The sequence below is a fragment of the Bellilinea caldifistulae genome, assembly GCF_001306055.1.
GTDB classification, from domain to species: Bacteria; Chloroflexota; Anaerolineae; order Anaerolineales; family Anaerolineaceae; genus Bellilinea; species Bellilinea caldifistulae.
In genome coordinates this window covers 195,408-216,402 of record NZ_LGHJ01000012.1, presented here as the reverse complement: position 1 = coordinate 216,402, position 20,995 = coordinate 195,408, and the positions used below count along the sequence as shown (strand labels likewise).

Here is a 20,995-nt window from a genome sequence, read left to right as displayed (position 1 = left end):
GATTATTCTCCAAATAACCAGCGGCAAAGCGGCAGAGGTGGGTTGCCACACAACGCCTCAGACCACGAATTGGGGGTCTGGTTCAACAGTTCCCGGTAAGGCAGCACGACTTCTTGTAAACCGGTAAAAGGTTCGTGCAGGTCGGTTTCCCGCAGCGGGATGTCCACATTCACATCCAGATTGACGGGAATTTCCTGATCTACCGGCACTTCCAGGTCCAAAAAGATGGGCAGGTCGGTGCCGGCTTTGAGAACGATGTCGGCTGGGGCATTGTAGATTGTCAAACCGCCGGTGTTCAGGCGCAGCACCTGGGCGTTGGGCAGCAGGGTATCCTCGGCGAGGGTGACCGTCGTGGGGGTCTTGATGTGGAGTGTGAAGTTGGCGCGCACTTTCTGATCCCGAACCGGTATGACCGTGCGGATGTGGGCTTCGTCCATCCGCACAAAATTTTGATACAGCCCTTCAATCAATTGTTCGGATAGAAGGCGCTTGAGCGTAAAGAGTTGACTTCCCACACCGATCAACACGGCGATCAGGATGGCGTTGACAATCAGCGAAAGGATGCCGGTAATCGTCCAGAAAGAAGGCAGTAACTGATTTGGGCGTAGCATTCGCCGCCGGGTAGCAGGGGGTTGGGCGGAATTGGGGGATGCTGTTTCCATGACTTCACCTTGTATACCACTATAGCACAGGCTTGAAAAAGAAGCGGACAAAACGGGGTATAATTAATTCGGCTCGTCATCTTTCTCCACCGGGGTACGATACATGGATCAATCTGACCGCCACATTGTGGCAATTGTAGGTGCGGGACCGGCGGGGTTATTTGCCGCACGAGAACTGGCAAGTCAGGGTGTACAAGTGGTGCTGTTCAACCGGGACATTAAACCCGGCGGGCTGGCAGAATACGGCATTTACCCGGATAAAATTAAAATGAAAACCGGTCTGCGGGCTCAATTCCGGCAGATTTTGGAGTTGCCCGATGTCGAGTATTTTGGCAATGTGCTGATCGGTCAGCAGGGGGATTTGACGCTGGATGACTTGCGTCGGCTGGGATTTCAGGCCATTCTGGTGGCAGCCGGAGCGCAGGGGACAAAATGGCTGGGTTTGCCGGGGGAGCATCTGCGCGGGGTGTATCACGCCAAGGATGTGGTCTATCATTACAACAAACTGCCGCCCTTCAGCCAGCAGCATTTGGAAATCGGCAAGCGGGTGGCAATTATCGGGGTAGGCAATGTGATGATGGATATTGCCCGCTATTTGATTTCGGTGCGTAAGGTGGATGAAGTGGTTGCTTTTGCCCGGCGCGGGCCGGCGGAGATCAAGTTCGATCGAAAAGAGCTCGAAGCGGTGGTTGCCAACCTGGATCTGGCGGCTTTCGACCGCGAAATTGAGCGGGTAGCCAAAGAGATGCGCGCCATTGGACAGCATCCTGAGGTTGCCAGAGAGTTCATACACTCCGCCGCCGCTCGTGGGGTGTGGATGCAGAGCCACACCCTGTTCTGGATTCGTTTTCTTTCCTCACCGAGCCGCATTCTGGATGACGGCAGCGGGCGGGTTGGCGGACTGGAGATTGAGGATACTCATCTGGTGCTGGAAGGTGGAGAGGTCAAGGCGCGCGGTTTGGGGCAATTTCATGTTTTCGATGTGGACACGGTCATTTTTGCGATTGGCGATAGGGTGGATGAAAATCTGGGGTTACCGGTGCATAACTTTGCCTTCGATAAAAATCCAAATCCGCGTTTTCCAATCGAGGGCGAATCCTACGAAGCCTACGACAGCGAAAAAGACGAACCCATCGAAGGTGTTTTTGTGGAGGGCTGGTCACGCAAGGCTTCCAGCGGACTGGTGGGGGTGGCGCGCAAAGACGGCGTCAATGGAGCGCGGGCGGTGTTACAGTATTTAGCCGGATTGCCGCCGGCTGCGCCGGATGTTTTACCCAAAGTTCAGGAAACCCTCAGTCGCCTGCCGCATCCGGTGGTTACCCGCGATGCGCTCAAATTACTGGAAGCCGCCGAACAGGCAAAAATGCAGGAACTGGGGGTGGAGGATTTCAAGTTTGCCTCCAATCAAGAAATGCTGGAAGTGATGGGCTTGCTTAAGGCGGTATCCTGAGTGTGGAGGTCGCCGTGAATTGGGTTGTAACGGGCGGGTGTGAAGAAAAATCAGCGTATTCTCCCCGTCCGTTTTATTTCGCCAAAGGAGGATGAACCGAATGACATTAAGTGACGAAACTCGTCTGGAAATGTACTGGATGATGCTGCTGTCCCGCCGGTTAGATGAACGCGCCTGGGTGCTGCACCGGCAGGGCAAAATTGCTTTTCACATTTCGGGCATCGGACAGGAGGCTGCTCAGGTTGGGGCGGCGTATGCCCTGCGGCGGGGATACGATTGGGTCGCCCCCTACTACCGCGATCTGGCATTGATGCTATGTTTGGGCTACGAACCGCGCGAATTCATGCTGAGCCTGATGGGCAAGCGTGAAGAGCCCAGTTCCGGCGGGCGGCAGATGCCCAGCCACTGGAGCCTGAGGCGCGCCAATGTGGTCAGCCACTCGGCGGTGGTGGCAACCCAATGCTCCCACGCAACCGGCATTGGGCTGGCGATCAAAATGCGCCGTGAAGATAAAGTGGTGCTTGCCAGTCTTGGCGAGGGCTCAACCTCACAAGGCGAGTGGTACGAGGCGGTTAACTGGGCGGCGGTGCATCAACTGCCGGTCATCTTTCTGGTGGAAAACAACCAGTACGCCATTTCGGTGCCTGTGGAAAAGCAGATGGCGGTACCCAGCGCGGCTGACCGCGCCTGCGGGTTGGGCTTGCGCGGCGTGGCTGTAGACGGAAGCGATGTGTTCGCCGTGCATCAGGCCTTTACAGAAGCGGTTGAACTGGCACGCAGCGGCAAAGGTCCCACGTTAATTGAGGCGAAAATGTACCGCATCACGCCGCATTCCTCGGATGATGACGACCGCACCTACCGCTCGCGGGAAGAGGTCGAGGAGCATAAAAAGCGCGATCCGCTGCTGGTCAACCGGCGCATTCTGGAAAGGGACGGTCTGCTGACTGCTTCCCGTTTGGAGGAGATGGAAAGCCGCGCCAAAAAGATGGTGGATGAAGCCGTTCAATACGCCGAACAGGCGCCCTATCCCGCCGCGGAGGAAGCGGCTTATCCGGTGTATGCCGAGGAGGTGCGCCATGACTGAAATTACCCTGGTGGAAGCCATCCGGCAGGCAATGGATGAGGAGCTGGCACGCGATGAACGGGTGTTCATCGTAGGTGAAGATGTCGGCAAGCGCGGTGGCGTCTTTCGGGCAACGGTTGGCTTGTTTGAAAAGTACGGGGAAGAACGGGTGATTGACTCACCGCTGGCTGAACTCTCCATCGTCGGAGTGGGGATTGGCGCAGCGCTGTATGGGATGCGCCCGATTTGTGAAATTCAATTTGCGGATTTCATTTACCCGGCTTTCAATCAAATTGTCAGCGAAGCGGCTAAAATGTGCTACCGTTCGAACGGCGAATGGACGGTGCCGATGGTCATTCGTGCTCCTTATGGTGGCGGTATTGGTGGAGGTTTGTACCACTCGCAAAGTGTGGAGGCTTTCTTTGCGCATGTGCCGGGCCTGAAGGTGGTCATACCGTCCAACCCGTATGACGCCAAAGGGCTGCTCAAATCGGCGGTGCGTGACCCGAATCCGGTCATCTTTCTGGAACCCAAGAAAGGTTACCGCCTGATTCGCGGCGAGGTGCCGCAGGACGAGGAGATTCTGGTGCCGATTGGCCCGGCGAGGGTTAGCCGGCAGGGAAGTGACCTGAGTCTGTTCGCCTACGGGATGATGCATTATTACGCCCTTCAAGCCGCCCAAAAAGCCGCCGAGGAAGGCATTGACGTGGAGGTGGTTGACCTGCGGACACTCTACCCGGTTGACCGTGAAACGATTTTGACCTCCGTCCGTAAGACCGGTAAGGCGTTGATCGTCCACGAGGATAATCTGAGCGGGGGTTACGGGGCAGAGGTTGCCGCCACGATTGCCGAAGGGGCTTTTACCGACCTGGATGCGCCGGTGCGCCGGTTGTGCGGGCCGGATGTGCCGGCGGTGCCGTTCAGCCACCCGATGCAGGAGTGGTTCATGCCAAATCCGCAGAAGATTCTGCAAGCCATCCGCGAACTGGCGGCTTTTTAGGTTTGAGAGGAGGAGCCATGGCTACCAAAGTGATCATGCCCCAGTTGGGTGAATCGGTTGTGGAAGGTACCGTCACCCGCTGGTTGAAGCAAGAGGGCGAAATGGTCGAGGAGTTCGAATCGCTGCTGGAAGTGAACACCGATAAGGTCGATTCGGAGATTCCCAGTCCGGCGGCGGGCACACTTTTGAAAATTGTGGTGCCGGAGGGTGAAACGGTCAAAGCCGGTACGGTAATTGCGTGGATCGGTGAGCCGGGAGAAAGCATCCCGGATGAGGTAGGCGCTGTACACCCGTCGGCAGCGGAAAAGCCGAAACAAGCCCAGCCCGAATCGGCTGTGGCCGTCCCCGCACCGGGGCGGGATCGCGATCTGGGATTTATCTCCCCGGTGGTGGCGCGGCTGGCGCAGGAATATCAGGTTGACCTGAGCCAGATTCGGGGCAGCGGGCAAGGCGGGCGGATTACCAAGAAAGATGTGCTGGCTTACCTTGAACAGCGAGAACAACAACCCGTGGCTGAGCAGCCGGCTATTTGGGAAACGCCGGGTGAAGGCGATTTGTTTCGCCCGACCGAATTGATGTTCCCCGGCAGTCAGCCGGCGATGGAAACCAAACCAGTTCCGCCGGTTCAACAGCCCGGAGACCTTCCCCCCGGCAGCCGTTTGATCCCGCATACCAAAATGCGCCGCAGCATTGCCGAACACATGGTCTTCAGCAAGCGGACAGCCCCGCACGTGACCACGGTGATGGAGGCTGACCTCAAGCAGGTGGTGGCTCACCGCGAGGCGAATAAAGCCCTGTTTGCCCGTGACGGCGTTAACCTGACCTACACGGCTTACTTTGCTGCCGCTGTCATTGCCGCGCTCAAAGCCTTTCCACAGGTCAATTCCTCATGGAGCGAGGAGGGGTTGATCCTGCATTCGGAAATCCATCTCGGCATTGCCGTTTCGCTGGGTGAGGAGGGACTGATTGTGCCGGTGATTCGCCGTGCGGATGGTCTTTCCTTGCTGGGGCTGGCGCGGGCGATTAACGACCTGGCCCATCGAGCGCGGGCGCATCGTCTGCTGCCGGATGAGGTGAAGGGTGGCACCTTCTCAATCACCAATCACGGCATTGGCGGATCATTGTTCGCCACACCGGTCATCAACCAGCCGCAGTGCGGGATTCTGGGCGTGGGTGCCATTCAAAAGCGAGCGGTGGTTGTGGAAGGGGATGCCATTGCGGTGCGCCCAATGGTGTATCTTTCCTTTACCTTCGATCATCGAATATTAGACGGCGCATCTGCCGACGGCTTCTTAGGCAAGGTGGTCGAAACTCTGCAAAATTGGAGCGTCTGAGCCCTTCTAACAAATGTTCGATTTGTGGTACACAAAGCCCCTTAACTCGCTTCCTGCGGGTAAAATCGTAGGGGTGATAAAACAGGAAAATCGGGCTGGCATAAATCAGCTCAGCCAAAAACTGGATCAAAGAGGATGGAACGATGAGTGACTATGATGTAATCGTAATTGGTGCCGGGCCGGGCGGCTATGTGGCAGCCATTCGTGCTGCCCAGTTGGGCTTGAAAACCGCCGTGGTCGAAAAAGAATTTCTGGGCGGGGTGTGCCTGAATGTGGGCTGCATTCCCTCCAAATCGCTGCTCCGAAATGCCGAGCTGGCGCATATCTTGCGGGAGCGTACTGCCGAATTTGGTTTCTCCTTTGATAACCTGAAACTGGATTATGCCGTTGCGGTTGACCGCAGCCGAAAGGTTTCCAAGCGGCTGGTTCAGGGTGTCGGCTTTTTAATGAAGAAGAACAAAATTGATGTTCACATGGGGATCGCCCGGCTGACAGCCCGTGATTCGGTTCAGGTGACCGATGCGGAAGGTAAGACCCAAACCTTTACGGCAAAGAATATCATCATTGCCACCGGCGCGCATGCCGCGATGATTCCGGGTGTCAAGCCGGATGGTGAAAAGGTGCTGACCTACTGGGAGGCAATTTTGCAAACCCGCCGCCCGGAGTCGGTGGTGATTATTGGCGCGGGAGCGATTGGGGTGGAATTTGCTACCATCTGGAATTCCTACGGCACGCAGGTTACACTGGTTGAAATGCTGCCGCGAATTGTGCCGTTGGAGGATGAAGAAGTCAGCACGGAACTGGCCAAAGCCTTCCAAAAGCGCGGCATTCAAATGTTGACCAGTCACAAAGTCCAGTCGGTGGAAACCACCGAAAAGGGCGTGCGCGTGACCGTTTCGGATGGTTCGAATCAAAAAGTACTCGAAGCCGAACAAGCCCTGGTTGCAATCGGCTTCAAACCCAATACCCAGGATATTGGGCTGGAAGCTGCTGGTGTGGAATTGACCGAACGCGGCTTCATCAAAATTGACGAGCGCATGGCGACCAATGTGCCGGGAATCTGGGCGATTGGTGATGTGACCGGTCAACTGCTGCTTGCCCATGTCGCCTCCGCCATGGGCATTGTTGCGGCGGAGAACATTGCCGGCGTTCCAACCGTCAAACTGGATTACCGGATGATGCCACGAGCGACTTACTGTCAGCCACAGGTAGCCTCCTTTGGCCTGACCGAGGCGCAGGCAAAGGAACAGGGTTATGAGGTCAAAATTGGGCGCTTCCCCTTCCAGCCCAACGGTAAAGCACTCGGTTTGGGGGATTACGCCGGTTTCGTAAAAATTGTGACGGATGCGAAGTACGGCGAAATTCTCGGCGCTCACATGATTGGCCCGGAAGTGACCGAACTGCTGCCAGAATTGACTTTGGCGCAAAGCATGGAATTGACCGTAGAAGAAATTGCCCGGAATGTGCATGCCCACCCCACCCTGAGTGAGGTGATCATGGAAGCAGCCCATGCAGCCACGGGGCACGCCATTCACATTTGATTTGCGCCGGGGAGATTCGTGCTCCCCATCCAATTCACATGGCGGATGATTAACCACGGGTCAAATGAACTTTTATCATTTGACCCGTGCCTATTTTTTACGGGGGTTGTCTATGCTATAATCCACCCGCAGAGAGGTGATTGTTTATGTTCAAAAAGATCGTCAACATCTTGGGCGTTGACCCGAATAAACGAGAAATACAACGGCTGGCGGCGCGCGCCGAGCAGATTAACGCGCTGGAAGCCGAATTTGAAAAATTATCGGATGATGCATTACGCGCCAAAACCGATGAATTTCGCGCCTACATCCGGCAGGCAACCGCCGGTATCGAAAACGAGGCCGAACGCCGGCAGGCTGAAAAAGTCGCACTGGATGAAATTCTGCCGCAGGCTTTTGCCGCCGTGCGTGAAGCCAGCAAGCGCACCATTGGTCTGCGTCATTACGAAGTGCAATTGATCGGCGGTATGGTGCTCCATGAAGGCAAAATTGCCGAAATGCGCACCGGTGAAGGCAAGACCCTGGTCGCCACCTTGCCGCTCTACCTGAATGCCCTGACCGGACGGGGCGTGCATCTGGTCACGGTCAACGACTACCTTGCCCGCCGGGATGCGCGCTGGATGGGGCCAATTTACGACTTTTTGGGCCTGAAAGTCGGCGTGCTGCAAATGGCCAGCCGCACCGAAAACGGGCGCAAGGCTTTTCTGGTGGATCTGGAAAAAACCTCACCGTTCGAGGACCAGCATCAACTGCGCATGGTGGATCGGGCTGAAGCCTACCGCGCCGATATTACCTACGGTACCAACAGCGAGTTCGGTTTTGACTATCTGCGCGACAATCTTGCTTACCGGCTGGAAGAACGATCACAGCGCGGGCATTACTACGCCATTGTGGACGAGGTGGACAACATTTTGATTGATGAAGCCCGTACCCCGTTGATCATCTCCGGTCCGGCAGCCGATGAAGCCGAATGGTACATCAAGATGGCTCAGGTGGTGCGCGCCCTGCGCGAAGAAGACTACGAAATCAACGAGCGCGACCGCACTGTCACCCTGACCGAAGTGGGGATGGCGCATGTCGAGGAATTGCTGGATATGCCGCTGGTGGATCCGGAACGTCCGGAGGATATCAATCCCGAACAGGCCCGCTTGCTGGGTTATCTGGAACAAGCTCTCAAAGCGCAATTCCTCTTCAAACGCAATAAGGACTATCTGGTACAGGGCGGCAAGGTGATCATCATTGATGAATTTACCGGCCGACTGATGCCCGGACGGCGCTGGTCGGAGGGGCTGCATCAGGCTGTCGAGGCTAAAGAAGGTGTTAAGGTCGAGCCGGAAAATATCACCTACGCCACCATCACCATTCAAAATTACTTCCGCATGTACGAAAAACTGGCCGGTATGACCGGAACGGCGCTGACCGAGGCGGAAGAATTCGCCAAAATTTACAAACTGGAAGTGCTGCCCATTCCCACCAATCTGGAATATAAGGCGATACAACCCAACCCGACACTGGTGGAAGTGCAAGGCAAGGACGAATACGGCTATAAATACACCTATTACGCCCGGCGGGATGACCCGCTCAAAGCGCCAGTGTTCTGGAAACGCAAAGACTACCCGGATGTGATTTATCGCACCGAAGAGGCGAAAATCCGTGCCATTGTGCAGGAAATCATCCACTACCATGTGCGCGGCCGGCCGCAATTGGTGGGTACCACATCGGTGGAGCATTCGGAGCGGCTTTCGCTGCGCCTGCAGCCCGAATTGCTGCGTCGTTTAATGCAGGTGATGTTGATTCGAGATGCCTGGCTGCGCAAGCACAACCGGCAGGAAAGTGAGACCGCCATTCCCGAATTGCAGTTTTTGTACAAACCGTTGCCCGACCTGAACACCGCCGAATTGCGCAATTTTGCCCGCTCGGTCGGGATGACCTCCATCAACCCGGAAGACCCGGAAAATGTGGAGCGGTTACTGAATTTGCTCAATTTGAGAGAAGAAGACCGTCCGCGACTGGTCAGGGTGTTGCAGGGCGGTGTGCCGCATCAGGTTTTGAATGCCCGCAAACACGATGAAGAGTCTCTGATTATTGCGCGCGCCGGCGCCTTCGGTGCGGTTACGATTGCCACCAACATGGCGGGGCGCGGTGTGGATATCAAACTGGGCGGTGAACTCGACGAGGATATTCTGGCGGATGTCAACCGGGTGTTGAGAAGCGCCGGCGACGACCCCTACGAGATGACCAACGAGCAGCGCCGAAAACTGCTTTTGGAAATGAATCCGGCCGATTACGGGATTTATGAAGAATCGGTGCGTGCCTTTTTGCAGTACATGGATGAGATGGAAAAGGTGCGGGAACTGGGCGGTCTGCATGTGATTGGCTCGGAACGCCACGAAGCCCGCCGGATAGACAATCAGTTGCGCGGACGGGCTGCCCGTCAGGGTGACCCCGGTTCTTCCCGCTTTTATCTCTCCATGGAGGATGACCTGATGCGTCTGTTTGGCGGCGCGCAGGTGGAAAACCTGATGGCGCGGTTGAATATTGACGAAAGTCTGCCGATTGAGAATAATCTGGTTGCCAAACTGGTGGAGCAATCCCAGGCGCGGGTGGAAGGCAATAACTTCGACATCCGCAAGCACCTGCTTGAGTACGATGATGTGCTGAACATGCAGCGCAAGCGCATCTACGAGCAGCGTGACCGGGTCTTTACCAAAGAAGACCTGAGCGAGGATGTCCGCGAAATGCTGCAAAACGAACTGAAAAACCGGGTTGAAACGGCTTTGACCGATGAAGAAGGGCCGTGGAAATTGCTGGCGTATCTGGAAGACATTCAGCCGCCAATCACTTTTGAGGGGGTGGCCTATCCCTCCTACACCTTACGCCTGATGATGGACGAAATTGAGGAGCAATTTGGCGAGGAAGCCATCACCGCCGATCAACTGCGGAGGGCGCTGTTGGAGTTAGCCCGCCGGGCGCTGGAAGCCGAGCGCAATCATCTGCTGCGGGCGATTGAAAGTTTGCTGGAGCGCAGCGAAGAGGCTATCCAGCAGCAACTGGCCGAGCGGCTGGAAACTGTGGACACCTTTTTTGAAGGATTGCCGGACCGGCTGGAGGAGTCCGGCGGCAGTTTGCGCCCGCAGGAACTGGTGGAAGAACTCTCCGGGCTGGTGCGCGTACCGCTGCGTTTGAGCAGTGAAGAGATGCGCGCCCTGGCGCAGGGGGGCGATCATCTGGCCGAGCGGGTAAAGGAGCAGGTTGAGGCTGCGCTGATGTCGGTAACGCTAAACCGGGTGATTGGGGCGATTCAACGGCGCATTGAGGAACTGGATGCCCGTCCGGCTCAGTACATGGGCAGCGACTGGGACGAGGCAGCCCGGATGTTGTACGGTGAGGTTGAACGATTGCTCAACGAGCGGGTTGAACGGCTTTCCAGCCCGGATGGTCCGATCGCCCGGGATCTGGATGCCGCCCTCGAACGGGTGGGGGACGGGAAAATCCTGCTTGCGCAAAATCAGGCAGCTTTGCTGGGGCTGCTGGGGATCATGACGCAAGGCACTCGCCTGACGTTCGACCGCCGCACGCATCGGCGGGGACGGCAGCAAGTCATCCGCATGACCTACATCTTTTTGGCAGCTGGTTTGCTGGAAGGCCGTGATGCGGAGGAACTCAGCGAGGAGATTCTGGAACATCTCGAAGGCGCGCGGCTGGCATTGCAACGGGTGTGGGGCAATTATGAATTGCGCCGTCTGATTCAGACCGAAACGCCGCTTTCGCGTCTGAGTCAACCCTTGCAGGAACGCCTGCGTGCCGTGCTGGGCAACGAACGCTTTGAAGAAATTGCCGAAAGTGACTTGAAAGAATTGCCTGCCGAAGACTTGCAGGAAATTGCGCGTGTGTTGGGCGAGCGCTTACAAAATCAAATCTACCGCGAAATTCTGCTGGGGGTGATCTCCCAATTGTGGGTGGATTACCTGACACGGGTGGATGCCCTGCGTGTTTCAATTGGGCTGGAAGCCTATGCTCAGCGTGATCCGCTGGTGCAGTACAAGAGCCGGGCAACGGAGTTATTCTCGCAATTGCTCAAGGATATTCGCGGCGGCGTGGTGGCGCGGATGTTCACCTACCAGCCCAGCCGCAGTGCAACGGTGCAGGTTGAACGCGACCGCAGCAGCGTGGAGACGGCAGCCAGGCCCGAAAATGTGGTGGCCGGAGCAGTCGAACGCAAGGACGAAGCCTCCCGTTCGGCTCGCAAGAAGAAACGCCGACGGCATTAATGCGGGGTTGTCAAGATGCTTAATCGCCTTTATAATGGGCAGTAACTTTTTTCATTGGAGTATTGGATCGTATGGACCAAAACCACGCACCTCTCGAGCAGGAAACCCAGCCCGAGAATCATCAGACAGAAAACAATAACATGGCTTCCCTTTTAGAGCAGGAAGGTGCAATGATTGACTTCCCGCAACAAGGGGAAATTCGCACTGGTATGATTGCCAGTATTGCCCCCGGTCAGATTTTGGTGAGCGTGGGTACGAAGTCCGAAGGTGTCATCAGCGGGAAGGAATATGAGGCCATCCCGCGTGAGGAATTGGATGAGTTGAAAGTCGGGATGGAGATCCCGGTTTACGTGGTCAACCCGGAAGATTCCAGCGGAAATGTGGTGCTTTCATATGTGCGCGCCCGGGAAGAGGCCAGCTGGAAAGAAGCCGAACAACTACTGGCATCCAAAGAAACCTACCACAGCAAGATCATCGGTTACAACAAAGGTGGGCTGATTGTACCGGTTGGCGGGCTGCGCGGTTTTGTCCCGGCTTCGCAGGTCAGTCTTTCGCGGCGCGCCGAAAGCAGCGGCGAAACCCCGGAGCAGCGCTGGAGCAAGATGATCGGTGAGGAAATTGACGTGTGCGTGATCGAAGTGGACCGCGAACGACGGCGATTAATCCTTTCGGAGCGAGCCGCCAATACCGAAACCCGCGAAACGATCAAGGAACGGGTGATTGACAGCCTCCAGGAAGGCGAAGTACGCACCGGCAAAGTGACCAGCCTGGCCGATTTTGGGGCATTCGTCAACATCAGCGGTGCCGACGGTCTGGTGCATCTTTCCGAAATTTCGTGGGATCGCATTCAGCACCCCTCCGAGGTGCTTAAAGTCGGGCAGGAAGTCAAAGTAAAAATTATCTCGATTGACCGCGAGAAAAAGCGCATTGGCCTTTCCATCCGTCAATTGCAGAAAGACCCCTGGCTGGAAAAAGCCTCCCGTTACCAGGTGGGGCAGTTGATTGAGGGCACCATCACCCGTCTGACGAAGTTCGGCGCGTTTGCGCGCATTGATGACGATGTTGAGGGCTTGATCCACATTTCCGAAATCAGCGAAAAACGGATTGAGCACCCCAAAGAGGTGTTGAAGGAAGGGGATGTGGTCACCCTGCGGGTCATCAAGGTGGATGCGGAAAACCACCGGATTGGTTTGAGCATCCGGCGGGTTGAATCCATGGCGTATGCCGATTTAGACTGGATGGCGCTGGAAGAAGTCCTCGAAGAGGACGATACCGAAGAAGAAAGTGAGCAGTCATCGGACAAACCCGCTGAATAAGCGAGTTGTCTGTTGAAAAACAGGTGTAAGATTAAAGAGACGCCGTTTCAGGGCGTCTCTTTCACTCCCCCGCCGATATGAAACCTCTCATGTGGATTGATGCTCATCAGGATATTGCCTACAATGCCCTGACTTTTGGCCGGGATATTCGCCTTTCGGCTTACGAAACCCGCCGGGGCGAGGCGGGCAGTTCCACCGTGGCGGTGAACGGCGAGGCGCTCTGCGGATGGGAGGAGTATCAACGCGGGGGCATTGGGCTGATCATTGCCACGCTGTTTGTCATGCCGCGTCGTTATAAAACCGGCGCCTGGGAAAAACTGGACTTTGCCACTTATGAAGAAGCCTACCGTCTGACCCGGGCGCAGTTCGATTACTACCTGAATCTGTGCGACCGGTCGCCCGATCAGTTTTGCCTGATTCGCACCCGTGCCGAGCTGCGCGCGCATGTGGAGCGCTGGCTGACCGCACCGCCGCTCTTCCCACAGCAAACTCAACCGGTTGGAATGGTTTTGAGCATGGAAGGTGCTGAAGGGGTGCGCGATCAGCACGAGCTGGAAGAATGGTGGCAGGAAGGATTGCGCCTGATTGGGCCGGTTTGGGCGGGAACGCGTTATTGCGGCGGCATGTACGAGGGCGAAGGCTTTACCCCGGAGGGTTACCGTCTTCTGGAACAGATGGCAGAAATCGGCTATACTCTGGATATTGCCCACATGAATGAAATATCAGCCCTACAGGCGCTGGACCGTTACGAGGGCGCCGTCATAGCCAGCCACTGCAATGCAGCTGCGCTGTTGAAGGATGACTCGGCGCGTGCCCGCCATCTTTCGGACCGGGTTATTCGCCGGCTGGCTGAACGGGACGGGGTGATCGGTGTGGTGCCGTTCAACCGTTTTTTGCGCAGCGGATGGAAAAATGGTGAACCGCGCGAATGGGTCACCCTCAGCCATCTTGCCGATCACGTGGATCACATCTGTCAGGTGACCGGCAGTGTGCGTCACGTGGGTATCGGCACAGATTTTGACGGTGGATTTGGCTTTCCGGCTGTGCCACTGGAAATGGATACCATTGCAGATTTGCCGAAACTGGCCGACCAGCTGATGGAGCGCGGTTTTTCGGAACAAGACTTGCATGCCATTGCGCATGCCAACTGGACCCGCATTCTGGAGCAAACCCTGCCCGCATGACCTCACTATCCGGATCTTCTCCCTCTGCGTCGGCCTCACAGCCGGTTGAAAGCCGCCCTAATCAGATTTTCTCCCTGCGGCGTGTGCGGGTTGGGTTAGCCCTGACTTTGCTGGGTTTTGTCATCTTCCTGCTGGGGGCACGCCCCAGCCTGTTCGGGCTTGACCGCAGCCCGGTGATTGGTTTTGTGCAGATTGCGGTGTTTCTGGTGGGGCTGGCTTTCATCTGCATTGGCGGTTATATCAGCCTGATGTCGCTTTGGAAAAAACGTCAACCCAGCATCCTGGCCGATATCGGCCTGCGCATGGTGGCAACCGGTTATGTGATTGCCGTGTTTGCCGGCATGGCGGATGTGTTCGGGGCGGGTAGTCATCCCCTGCCGGGTGTGCCGTACTTTGGCCCGTGGCAGGCGCGCGGGGTTGAAATTGGTCAAATCATCATTGCCATTGGTTTCTTGATGCTGATTCCGTTTGGAGATCGTCGGAAAAGTTAAGCCGGGGGTGCGTAGAATGTGCGTAGGTAAAGCGTTGCTTGACCATCCGTTTTAGATATGTTATATTGTCACCAGAAGGAACCTGATTCATGACCGAAACATCGCCACCGAACGATCCGTTCCGTGCCGATCTTGACTCAACCAAACAGAGCGATCCAGTCAGTCCGTCACTCAAAGCCGGCGGGATAGGCGATTTATGGCAAACCGTGGTGGAAATGGGGCTGGGAGAGGCCGCCATGCGGATTGGTAGCGGTTTGGCTTCGCTGGCGCTGGTGCTGATGGTGGTTTGGGTGATGAGCAACTTCTACCTCAAAGGTCAGGTGGCAACACCTCAAACTGCGGCAGTTGCTGCTTCGTTGCCCACGGCTACCCCGACCATTGAACCGCCTCGCTTTGACCCGGCCGCAAACAACATGGTGCATGGTATTTTCCGGCTGGCATTGCTGCATACCACCCTGCCAAGCCGCCCGCGTTTCGATTTTGTGGAATACGAAATTCAACCCGGCGATACCCTGTTTACCATTGCCGAGCGTTTTGGCCTCAAGCCCCAATCGCTGATGTGGACCAATCCCAAAGAACTGGGTGACCCGCACTGGATCACCCCCGGACAGGTGATCAAAATTCCGCCAACCGACGGGGCGGTTTATGAGTGGCATGCGGGGGATGGTTTGAATGCTGTCTCGCGCTTCTTCAAAGTGACTCCCGAGGACATCATCAACTGGCCCAGTAACAACCTGACGCTGGAGAGTGTGGGTGATTTTGCTGCTCCCAATATCCAACCCGGCACGGTTTTGTTTATCCCCGGCGGCGAAGGCCAATTCATCACCTGGAACATGCCGCGTATTACACGTGATAATCCGGCGGTTGCCAAAACGGTTGGTCCGGGTTACTGCGGTACGGTGTATGACGGGGCGGTGGGTACCAGTACATTCGTCTGGCCGGCGGCCACGCGCTACATCTCCGGTTACCGCTATCAGCCGGAAATTAACCACTTCGGCATTGATATTGGCGGTTCGACCGGTGTGGGCATTTACGCATCCGATAACGGCGTGATTGTCTATGCCGGCTGGAACGACTTTGGCTACGGCAACCTGATTGTGATTGATCACGGCAACGGGTGGCAGACTTACTACGCCCATCTCTCCCAGATCAATGTGGTCTGCGGACAGAGTGTCTATCAGGGCGATCTGATCGGTTTGATGGGTTCCACCGGTCGTTCGACCGGCCCGCACCTCCACTTTGAAATGCGCAGCGATGTGTACGGCAAGGTGGATCCGCTGAATTTTTTGCAGTAAAACAAAAGTATAACTTATTAGCCCCTTCTTTGAAAAACAAGTCTAAAAAACGGGCAAATCTTAATTTTCTAAACAATTCTTAACCATCAAAGTCCTGTGATTTTCATTGGGGTTTAGAAGGTAAGTAAAAATATCCATCTTTACGGTTAGAAATTGGTTCTGATTATTGACAGAAGTAAGTTTTTTATTATAATTTTTTTCAGGAGCATCTCTGAACTTTTTTGGAAACGGAGAAAAAATGACGTTCAAGAAGTCACTTGTCATTTTCTTCGTAGGATTGATGATGTTTCTTGCTATTGGCAGTACAAATGTATTAGGATACCCGCAAACACCCCCTCAGCCGAATTATATACCAGCAGAGATATCTGTATCGCCATCTGCCCAAACCGTTTTTTCTCCGCAATACAGAGCAGTGTGGAATGTCTATATCGAGGGTGAAGGAAGTAGTTATTGTATTCAGGTTAATTGGGGAGATTCTTAATGAATATTTCTGCCAAAGTCAAAAAAATCCAAATCAAACTGATAAGGGGTTTGGAAAGTCAGATTCCGATTACAATCATTGGTCTGGGGATTTTATATGTTGGTCTATTGGTTTTCGTAATCATCCTTCACACAATCGAAATAAAAACGACCGCACAACTTTCCCAACATTGGCGTGGAGCGTATGATTTACTTCTCCGGCCTCAAACGGCAATCACTCAGGTAGAAAAAGAACATGGCATAGTAGAAGGAAATTACCTTGGAGCATCACAAGGTGGAATCACGGAAGAACAATATGAGTGGATAAAAAGCATGCCGGATGTGGAAGTCGCTGCTCCGATTTCGGTGGTTGGGTTTATGATGAATAATTTGGGGAGCATCGCGGTCAGAATTGAGCCCTATCTACCTAATAATTTATATGAAATGAAAATAGGATGGTATGGCGATGAGGCTGTCGTCCAGGAATTTCCAACGCCCAGCGCTTATTTTGCTGAAAGCGATGATAATTTTCTATTTAATGATTTTTTGAAAGGCGATCTGTCTTTTAGCGGTGCCGGGATGGTAGGAGATTGGGCTTCTCTTAATATTGGTTCTTTGCCTCCTCAATGGATACTGGTGGCAGGGATTGATCCCGAAGCCGAAGCCAAGTTAATCGGATTAGACGAGGCGATTGAAGAGGGGGACTATCTCCAAAACGAAGAGCTTAAAGTAGGTTTAGATGGGGTTAAACAAAAGGCAGTAAAAATACCCCTGTTGGTCAATCGTCAAAGTTTTATCAACTTGGGTGTTGAAATATTATTACGAAAGCTGCCTATCCAATCTGAGGATGTCGAGAAGTTAAAGGAGGATGAGTCGAATGAAGTATTGCGTGAAAAAATGGTGGAATTGGACCAAAAGGGGGAAGTATTAATTCGTCAAAGATATGATTTATCAAGCGCCCTCCGTCCGCTTGTCCTTCAGTCTGTAGTTTTTTCAACCAATAAACCACCCCGATTGGAGGCAGAAGGAGGTTATATACCTCTTGACTCAAATATAATTCTTCGTCCCGGCATTTTTAAGTATGAATTTCATGAAGGTTCGGAAGATTTTCCATCTCACTTTAGTATCAAACCATATGGTAATTGGGAGGAAATTGTTCGGAATGAATTGGATGCAGAAGCGAGATCAAAATTTGACCCCCAATTTTTGAAGAACTTGCCGTTACTTAATGGTGAGCAAACTGTTTTTCGCTCATTGGAAGCAATTAAGCCGCTGCCATTTATTCCTGATGTAAAAGGCGTATATAATATTGGGTCAATTATCCAGCGATTAGACCCGCTATCTTACGTTCCCCTCGGAATTTATGAACCGCCGCAAGAAGTACTGGTATATGACGAAAACGGTTCCATTCTAGAACCTAAGTTGCTTTCTCCGGGCTTGAATCCGGGTAGTTTTAATCCCCGACCACCATTAGGTTTAACAACCCTTGAGGCTGCTCAGTACTTGGTGGGACGGCCTGACTATATTGATGCGATCAGAGTGCGAATACGCGATATATCGGGGTATTCATCCGAAAATGTTCATAAAATTGAAAGAATTGCCACCGAAATTCAAGAAAAAACCGGTCTTCATGTTGACATTGTGGCTGGTGCATCTCCCCAAAAAATTCTTTTATATGTTCCGGGGATAGGGTACGTTGAAGAAAATTGGACTTCCTTGGGATCTACCCAATATATTGAGAGCGGTGTTAACTTAATAAACCTAATTCTATTGCTTCTTTTGTTAATCGGCTCTATTTTGTTGATTATTACAAATACTAATTTATTTGTTCTCTCTACACTGCCTGAAATTGGTTTGTTGAAGGCGCTAGGATGGGAGAATCGTTATATTCTTCGAAGGCTGGTAAAGTATATTTCATGGATCACCGTTTGGGGGATTGTCCCGCTTACGGTTTTAATCCTTTTTCTCTCCATTTTGTTGGATCTGAATATTTCTATTCGTGAAATTGTGACCATCGGTAGCGTTGTCGGAGGGGTTTCTATCGTGTCCAGTCTCCCGTTGTTCATGAATGAGGTGAGAAAGAGAAGCTACCACCTTCTACATTTTGGCGAAACTTCAATAAAAAGAAGAAATTGCTCTACTGATTTTACATTTAGTAAATTGGTTCTTTATCAAATAAGACGACGGCCGAGACGGTATCTCGTCAATGGAATTTCTATTGGCTTAATTACTTTCACCTTTGTATCAATGATTTATATCTGGTCTGTTAATAAAGGAGATGTGAATCTAAATTTGCTTGGGAAACACTTAATGATCAGTCTTTCGCCCTATTATTTACTCCTGACCGCTTGTTCATTGCTAATAGGGATATTGATTCTCGTCCAAAATGTTGTGCTGAATGTGGCACAAAGAGAAACTGAATTCAGAACTTTGGTGTACATAGGTTGGGATAAGAAACAACTCTTTAGAATGGTCTTTTATGAAAGTTTCATGCGGGGGGGGATTTTTGGTGTTATGGGTGTTTTATTGGGCATGATAGCGGTTTCATTTTGGAAAGGTATCCCTGCAAATTTTCTAGGATTAAACCTCTCTATCCTTGGAGTTGCCTTGGCGCTGATCTTAATCGCTTGTTGGGTTGGCACTTCAAAATCGTTGGCGTATCTTCATCTTCCGGGCGTACGCTCATCTACACATCGTTTCAAGTTTGGGCAAATTCTGTTACTGCTTTTACTTTTCATTGGTCTTGTTAATTATCTGGCTGGAAATCTTATCCGCATCACTTCTTTGCCGACAGTGCAAACTCCGCTTTCCACCAAAGGTAATGGAGACCTGACAATAGACGAAAATCAAATCAATGAAGTTATGAAAGAATTGAATGGGGTAATGGAATCCGCTTCTTCCTTGAATGACCGAAACGAGATCATTGTCCGGATATTGCTTCAAAAATTATCCTTAATGGGGGTGAATGTTTATGAAGAGTGGGTCCCTTACCAAACCGCAGATATCTTTGATCAACAGCAAAATCTTGTGTTTCAATTACTGCCTTATCGCAATGAAGGGAATCCAATGTCGCTGGTAACTTCTGCGACCCACTTTAAGCTTGCTTCAAATCTTCTGAACCAAAGAACACCGTTAATTTATAGCCCAATTGACCAAGTGATAGAGGTCTGTGATTCCTTGGATCAAAGATGGTTAATGCTGGCTGGTCATAGCCGTGAGCCTGTCCATTTCATTCATCCCGTGGTGGAGCTGCTTGAAAAAAAATGTGCTCTTCCCATGGGTATTGTGGGTGTTGCGCTTCAAGACCCTGCAGGAATTTCTTCAGATGTAAAACAAGTTATGGAGAAAAATGTTGAAATAAAGTTTTATCAAGCAAAGGTTTTGGGAGCAACCATTCGGGGTAGCGTATATCCGGAAAAAGAAATTTGGGTCACCACTCATTACGATGCCAGAGAAGGTACTCCTGCGGCAGATTTAAGCCTTACAGGGACGGTTACGCTATTGGAGCTGGCTCGACAATTTGCTGAATCCGGAACGCCTTATACGCTTCGTTTTATCTGGTTGCCGGGACTGGCCAGCCAATATAGTGGGCTGATAGCATATATTCAGAATCATTTAACAGAAATTCCAAGTGTTGTGGGGGTAATAGATATTTCACAGACGGGTAACTGGCAATATATCGCTGTGGACAATGACTTGAGTTCATCGGATATCAATAATCAGGAAATAGATATTGCAAGGGTAAGAGAAAATTGGATGATGAGCATCAATCTGGATGATCCAAACTTAATGGATTGGCTAAATGGATTGTTGGAAAAGAAGATGGGCCTTAGTGAAAGTCCTGAGATATTACGGAATTCAATCTTAAAAACAGGCGAATCATTCGGCGTTTCTATCAAATCAACGAATTACACCTGTCCACTATCGTTATCTATCTTACTTTCAGCGAATTTACCATCTGTTGGTCTTTGTGGGGCAGGCAATGAATTTATCGGCTCGCTTTTTGATGATATTTCCACGATTGAAATGGACAAACTTTCCCAATTTACCTCTTTTTCCTATGTTGCGCTTCAAAACCTGATGGATGAAATGAAATGAAAAATTCAATCGTGATTTGTTCTGGCGTATCCAAGGTGTATGATACCGGCTTTAATAAAGTCACAGCCCTACATAATTTAGACCTGGAAGTAAAGAAAACTCAACTCACCACAATCATTGGACCATCGGGTAGTGGAAAAACCACTTTGCTGAACCTGATTGCGGGGATAGATAAACCTACATCAGGGCATATTATCGTTGGTGATGTAAACTATTCCAATCTTTCGGAAGATCAAATAACGGCATTCCGCCGAAAGAATATCGGTTTTGTATTTCAACTCTATCACCTCTTGCCTGTACTGACCGTGATTGAAAATGTGATGCTGCCCTTGCTGCCTTATCAACATTCATTGGGTTTTAACTTGAAAGAAAAGGCAATGCACCTGATTGAATGGGTAGGACTTGGAAATCGGATCAATCATTTACCGGCTGAGTTATCGGGGGGTGAACAGCAACGGGTGGTTATTGCACGCGCTTTGATCCATGAACCGTCCCTTCTCTTGGCCGATGAACCTACGGGAAACCTGGATTCAAAGACGGGTATGGAAATTGTTAAGTTGTTTCGCACGCTGGTAGAAGATAAAGCGCTATCCGTCTTGCTCGTCACTCATGATTTGCGTGTTGCTGAAGAATCTGATTGTGTGATTAACCTCCATGATGGAACGATTACAAGTATAAAATATAAGAGCGAGGTAAATTTTTTGGAGTGTTAGAGGCTCTGCGGTGGATTGGTGAGGTGTTTGGGTAGATCAAGGAAAAGTCCCCCATCATTTTTCGTCAATTTCTTCAAGTCGGAGCGTTTCAATTCCGCTGACGGGGACATTAGCGCACAAT

At 52.2% G+C, this 20,995-nt stretch carries 13 protein-coding genes; 12 read left to right on the top strand and 1 reads right to left on the bottom strand.

The genetic code is table 11. The annotated features are described in order from the left end of the window. Positions 1 to 2: 2 nt before the first annotated feature. Positions 3 to 662: a hypothetical protein gene (locus AC812_RS07020; RefSeq protein WP_061919483.1), complete on the bottom strand. Its 660-nt coding sequence runs from the start codon at positions 660 to 662 to the stop codon at positions 3 to 5. Positions 663 to 765: 103 nt separating this feature from the next. Between AC812_RS07020 and AC812_RS07015 the strand changes: the two genes are divergently transcribed. The 12 genes from AC812_RS07015 (at position 766) to AC812_RS06955 (ending at position 20,874) form a co-directional block, all read left to right on the top strand. Beyond that, a complete protein-coding gene (locus AC812_RS07015; RefSeq protein ID WP_061919481.1) occupies positions 766 to 2,112 on the top strand; it encodes an FAD-dependent oxidoreductase in 1,347 nt (448 codons plus the stop codon). Positions 2,113 to 2,212: 100 nt separating this feature from the next. Then, positions 2,213 to 3,196, top strand: coding sequence for a thiamine pyrophosphate-dependent dehydrogenase E1 component subunit alpha (locus tag AC812_RS07010; RefSeq protein WP_272897788.1), 984 nt, complete (start codon positions 2,213 to 2,215; stop codon positions 3,194 to 3,196). Beyond that, on the top strand, positions 3,189 to 4,175 hold the full coding sequence (locus AC812_RS07005; protein WP_061919477.1) for an alpha-ketoacid dehydrogenase subunit beta: 987 nt from the start codon (positions 3,189 to 3,191) through the stop codon (positions 4,173 to 4,175). Before AC812_RS07010 ends, AC812_RS07005 begins: the two co-directional genes overlap by 8 nt. 17 nt (positions 4,176 to 4,192) lie before the next feature. After that, complete coding sequence (locus AC812_RS07000) at positions 4,193 to 5,509, top strand: dihydrolipoamide acetyltransferase family protein (RefSeq protein ID WP_061919475.1); 1,317 nt, start codon at positions 4,193 to 4,195, stop codon at positions 5,507 to 5,509. A 143-nt stretch (positions 5,510 to 5,652) separates the two neighbouring features. Beyond that, positions 5,653 to 7,050 carry a dihydrolipoyl dehydrogenase gene (gene lpdA / locus AC812_RS06995; protein WP_061919473.1) on the top strand — a complete coding sequence of 466 codons (1,398 nt, stop codon included), beginning with the start codon at positions 5,653 to 5,655 and terminating at the stop codon, positions 7,048 to 7,050. 146 nt (positions 7,051 to 7,196) lie between these two features. Next, a complete protein-coding gene (locus AC812_RS06990; protein ID WP_061919470.1) occupies positions 7,197 to 11,318 on the top strand; it encodes a preprotein translocase subunit SecA in 4,122 nt (1,373 codons plus the stop codon). Positions 11,319 to 11,389: 71 nt separating this feature from the next. Further along, positions 11,390 to 12,634 carry a 30S ribosomal protein S1 gene (locus tag AC812_RS06985; protein WP_061919468.1) on the top strand — a complete coding sequence of 415 codons (1,245 nt, stop codon included), beginning with the start codon at positions 11,390 to 11,392 and terminating at the stop codon, positions 12,632 to 12,634. 89 nt (positions 12,635 to 12,723) lie between these two features. After that, positions 12,724 to 13,818 carry a dipeptidase gene (locus AC812_RS06980; RefSeq protein ID WP_061919466.1) on the top strand — a complete coding sequence of 365 codons (1,095 nt, stop codon included), beginning with the start codon at positions 12,724 to 12,726 and terminating at the stop codon, positions 13,816 to 13,818. Further along, the gene (locus AC812_RS06975; RefSeq protein WP_061919464.1) at positions 13,815 to 14,309 is read left to right on the top strand and encodes a hypothetical protein; all 495 of its coding nucleotides are present in this window, start codon (positions 13,815 to 13,817) and stop codon (positions 14,307 to 14,309) included. The genes AC812_RS06980 and AC812_RS06975 overlap by 4 nt, the downstream gene beginning before the upstream one ends. A gap of 89 nt (positions 14,310 to 14,398) precedes the next feature. Further along, the gene (locus AC812_RS06970; protein ID WP_061919462.1) at positions 14,399 to 15,604 is read left to right on the top strand and encodes a M23 family metallopeptidase; all 1,206 of its coding nucleotides are present in this window, start codon (positions 14,399 to 14,401) and stop codon (positions 15,602 to 15,604) included. A gap of 480 nt (positions 15,605 to 16,084) precedes the next feature. Further along, positions 16,085 to 20,161: an FtsX-like permease family protein gene (locus AC812_RS06960; protein WP_061919458.1), complete on the top strand. Its 4,077-nt coding sequence runs from the start codon at positions 16,085 to 16,087 to the stop codon at positions 20,159 to 20,161. Beyond that, positions 20,158 to 20,874, top strand: coding sequence for an ABC transporter ATP-binding protein (locus tag AC812_RS06955; protein WP_061919456.1), 717 nt, complete (start codon positions 20,158 to 20,160; stop codon positions 20,872 to 20,874). Before AC812_RS06960 ends, AC812_RS06955 begins: the two co-directional genes overlap by 4 nt. Positions 20,875 to 20,995 lie beyond the last annotated feature (121 nt).

Bases quoted from the DNA above. Each gene is read 5' to 3' on its own strand.
- AC812_RS07005 (WP_061919477.1), top strand. From the start codon at position 3,189: ATGACTGAAATTACCCTGGTGGAAGCCATCCGGCAGGCAATGGATGAG.
- AC812_RS06980 (WP_061919466.1), top strand. From the start codon at position 12,724: ATGTGGATTGATGCTCATCAGGATATTGCCTACAATGCCCTGACTTTT.
- AC812_RS06970 (WP_061919462.1), top strand. From the start codon at position 14,399: ATGACCGAAACATCGCCACCGAACGATCCGTTCCGTGCCGATCTTGAC.
- AC812_RS07015 (WP_061919481.1), top strand. From the start codon at position 766: ATGGATCAATCTGACCGCCACATTGTGGCAATTGTAGGTGCGGGACCG.
- AC812_RS06990 (WP_061919470.1), top strand. From the start codon at position 7,197: ATGTTCAAAAAGATCGTCAACATCTTGGGCGTTGACCCGAATAAACGA.
- AC812_RS06975 (WP_061919464.1), top strand. From the start codon at position 13,815: ATGACCTCACTATCCGGATCTTCTCCCTCTGCGTCGGCCTCACAGCCG.
- lpdA (WP_061919473.1), top strand. From the start codon at position 5,653: ATGAGTGACTATGATGTAATCGTAATTGGTGCCGGGCCGGGCGGCTAT.
- AC812_RS06955 (WP_061919456.1), top strand. From the start codon at position 20,158: ATGAAAAATTCAATCGTGATTTGTTCTGGCGTATCCAAGGTGTATGAT.
- AC812_RS07000 (WP_061919475.1), top strand. From the start codon at position 4,193: ATGGCTACCAAAGTGATCATGCCCCAGTTGGGTGAATCGGTTGTGGAA.
- AC812_RS06960 (WP_061919458.1), top strand. From the start codon at position 16,085: ATGAATATTTCTGCCAAAGTCAAAAAAATCCAAATCAAACTGATAAGG.
- AC812_RS06985 (WP_061919468.1), top strand. From the start codon at position 11,390: ATGGACCAAAACCACGCACCTCTCGAGCAGGAAACCCAGCCCGAGAAT.
- AC812_RS07020 (WP_061919483.1), bottom strand. From the start codon at position 662: ATGGAAACAGCATCCCCCAATTCCGCCCAACCCCCTGCTACCCGGCGG.
- AC812_RS07010 (WP_272897788.1), top strand. From the start codon at position 2,213: ATGACATTAAGTGACGAAACTCGTCTGGAAATGTACTGGATGATGCTG.